2 protein-coding genes and 1 pseudogene are annotated in these 3,305 nt (G+C 71.6%); all 3 read left to right on the forward strand.

Features of this window, described 5'->3' with window-relative positions; all coding sequences use genetic code 11:
- Positions 1-256 (forward strand): annotated as a pseudogene (locus tag VF536_RS17650) (hypothetical protein); the annotation flags it as partial.
- On the forward strand, positions 253-1,518 hold the full coding sequence (locus VF536_RS17655) for a HupE/UreJ family protein (RefSeq protein ID WP_331616170.1): 1,266 nt from the start codon (positions 253-255) through the stop codon (positions 1,516-1,518). The pseudogene VF536_RS17650 and the gene VF536_RS17655, both read left to right, overlap by 4 nt.
- Positions 1,515-3,305 (forward strand): TonB-dependent receptor (locus tag VF536_RS17660; protein ID WP_331616171.1); only part of this gene is annotated, 1,791 nt, incomplete at its 3' end. The genes VF536_RS17655 and VF536_RS17660, both read left to right, overlap by 4 nt.

Genomic DNA, 3,305 nt, shown 5'->3' on the forward strand with positions numbered 1-3,305 from the left:
CTTCGACGCCGCGGCGCTGCGCGGCGACACCAGCCACGCCCGTGAGCGCGCGCGCTTCGCGCTGGACGTGCAGCGCGACGCAGCGCTGGCCTTGAAGGAGGCCACGTTGAACTGGAGCCAGCAGCGCGAGCCGTCGGACGCAGTGCTGCTGATGCGCGCCGCGCTCACCGCGAGGCAACCCGAGGCCGCCGAGCCCGTCCGCTCCTTCGTCCGCGAGCGATCGATGCAGGACCGGCGACTGAAGGAGCTCGGATGAGAGGCGCCCGGATCGAAGGAACCCGGACCGAGGGAACGCGCACGAGCGCGGGGTTTCGTCGCTTCTTCACGATGCTGCTGGCGCTGGTGGGCCTCCTGGGCGGATCAGTCTCTTGGGCCCACAAGGCCAGCGATGCCTATCTGCAGCTGCGCACCGAGGGCGCCACCGCCACGCTGCGCATCGACATCGCGCTGCGCGACCTGGACCGCGACCTGGTACTCGACGCCGACGACGACGGCCTGCTGCGCTGGGGCGAGGTGCGCGGGCGGGCCGTGGACATCGAGGCGCTTGCCGATCGCGACCTGCGGCTCGAAGTCCGGGACGTTCGTGGCGACGTCTGCCGACCCGGCCCCTTCGCGCCGTTGCAGCTCGAACAGCACAGCGACGGCCGTTATGCGGTGCTCGCGCGGACATGGTCCTGCGCTCAGTCGCCGGCTGTCGGCACGCTCTCCTACCGCTTGTTCGCCACGACCGACCCGACGCACCGCGGCGTGCTGGTGTGGCGGCAGGGCGGTGCGGCGAAGACAGCGGTCGTGGCACCGGGCACCGCAGGCATGACGCTGGCGATCGGGGCGGAAGGCGCCGGCGCCGCCAGCGCGGCGGGCGCGGCCGGGACAGACGGGGGTGGAGGCAGCGGTCAGATCCACGGCCTGGCCGGCATCTTCCGCGACGGCGTGCATCACATCTGGATCGGCGTCGACCACGTGCTGTTCCTCGTCGTGCTGCTGTTGCCGGCGGTACTCAGGCGCGAGGCCGGGCAGTGGCGCCCGGCTGCCGCGTGGCGACCGGCGCTGTGGAGCGTGCTCGGTGTCGTCACAGCCTTCACCGTGGCGCATTCGATCACCTTGGCGCTGGCGGTCTTCGACGTCGTCAATCCGCCATCCCGCTGGGTCGAAAGCCTGATCGCGCTCAGCGTGCTGCTCGCCGCGCTGAACAACCTGCGACCCGTGCTGGTCGAGACGCGATGGCGGCTGACCTTCCTCTTCGGACTGGTGCACGGCTTCGGCTTTGCGAGCGCGCTGAAGGACCTCGGCCTCGCGCGGTCCGAGCTCGCGGCGCCGCTGGTGTTGTTCAACCTCGGCGTCGAAGCGGGGCAGTTGGCGATCGTCGCCGTGCTGGTGCCGCTCGCCTGGGCGGCGCGGCGCTGGCGCGGGTATCCGCGATGGGTGCTCGGCGCGGGCTCCGCGATCGTCGCGTCGATCGCGATCGTCTGGCTGGTCGAGCGGCTCTTCGATGTCCAGATCCTGGGAGTGGGCGCATGACAACCAGGCGGGTGATGAACGCGGCAGCGGCGACGTTGACGACGATGAGCCTGCTCGGCGTGGCGCACGCCGCGGAGTCGGTGGGGGATGCGGCGACCGTGCCCGCGCAGACCGTCGCGCTGCAGCGGGTCGAGGTCGACGGACGCCACTACGACAACGGCGTGGGCAGCAGCGATGCGGCCTCGCAGGGGACGATCCGGGCGGGGCTCCTCAAGAGCCGGCCGGTGCTGCGGCCCGGCGAAGTGCTGGAGTTCGTGCCCGGCCTGATCGTGACGCAGCACAGCGGCGACGGGAAGGCGAACCAGTACTTCCTGCGCGGTTTCAACCTCGACCACGGCACCGACTTCGCCACCACGGTGATGGGCCTGCCGGTCAACATGCCCAGCCACGCGCACGGGCAGGGGTACGCCGACCTCAACTTCCTGATCCCGGAGCTGGTCGACCGCATCGACTACCGCAAGGGGCCGTACTTCGCCCGCAACGGCGACTTCGCCGCGGCGGGCTCCGCCGACATCGACTACCTGCGCGAGCTCGACGCCCCCTTCGTCAGCCTGACGCTGGGCGAAGGCCGCTACCGGCGCGCACTGGCCGCGGGATCGACGCGCGTTGCGGATGGCGTGCAACTGCTGGGCGCCGTGGAGGCGATGGGCAACGACGGCCCGTGGCGCCTGCCGGAGGACCTGAGCCGGCGCAACCTGGTGCTGAGCCTGTCCGGTGTCTCGGGCGGAGATCGCTGGCGTGTCGGGCTGATGGATTACCGCGCCGACTGGACGTCGACCGACCAGGTGCCGCAGCGTCTCATCGATGCGGGCAGCCTCGACGGCCGGCCGTTCGGCCGCTTCGACGCGATCGATCCGAGCGACGGCGGCCGCACGCGGCGCAGCAGCCTCTCCGGCGAGTGGTCGCGCGACGAGGGTGGGCGCAGCACGCGGGTCGCCGCCTATGCGATGGCGTACCAGCTGTCGCTCTACTCGAACTTCACCTACGCGTTGGAGCGTCCCGACACCGGCGACCAGTTCGCGCAGAAGGACGACCGCCAGGTCTACGGCTTCAGCGCGAGCCACGCGGTGGAGACGACGCTGGCCGGGCTGCCGGCGCGCGGCGAGGTCGGCGCGCAGTTGCGCCAGGACCGCGCGCGGGTGGGGCTCTTCGACACGCAGGCGCGCGAGACGATCGGAACCACACGCGACGATCGGGTCCGGGAGACGCTCGCGAGCGTCTACGGCGACCTGGGCGTGGAGCTGACGCCGTGGGCCCGCACCGTCGTCGGCGTGCGCGCGGACCGGGCCCGCTTTCGCGTGGACAGCCTGAGCAACGCGATGAACTCGGGTGCCGCGCGCCAGACCCTGGCGTCGCCTAAGCTGTCGCTGGTGTTGGGGCCGTGGTCGCGCACCGAGCTCTTCCTCAACGCCGGTCGCGGCTTCCACAGCAACGACGCGCGCGGCGTGACCGCGCGCGTCGACCCTCGCAGCGGCGAGCCGGTGGACGCGGTGCCGGGACTGGTCAAGGCCAAGGGCTACGAGCTGGGCGTGCGCAGCGAGATCGTGCCGGGGCTGCAGAGCTCGCTGGCGCTGTGGAAGCTGGACTTCGATTCCGAGCTGGTCTACGTCGGCGACGCCGGCGCCACCGAAGCCAACCGACCCAGCAAGCGGCACGGCGTCGAATGGAACAACCGCTACGTGCCGGTGCCGTGGCTGCTGATCGATGCCGACCTGGCCTGGACGCGGGCGCGTTTCTCCGATGCCGATCCCGCCGGCGCGCGCATTCCCAATGCCGTCGACAAGGTG

This window comes from Roseateles sp. (assembly GCF_036486225.1).
In the GTDB taxonomy this organism is placed as follows: Bacteria; Pseudomonadota; Gammaproteobacteria; order Burkholderiales; family Burkholderiaceae_C; genus Roseateles.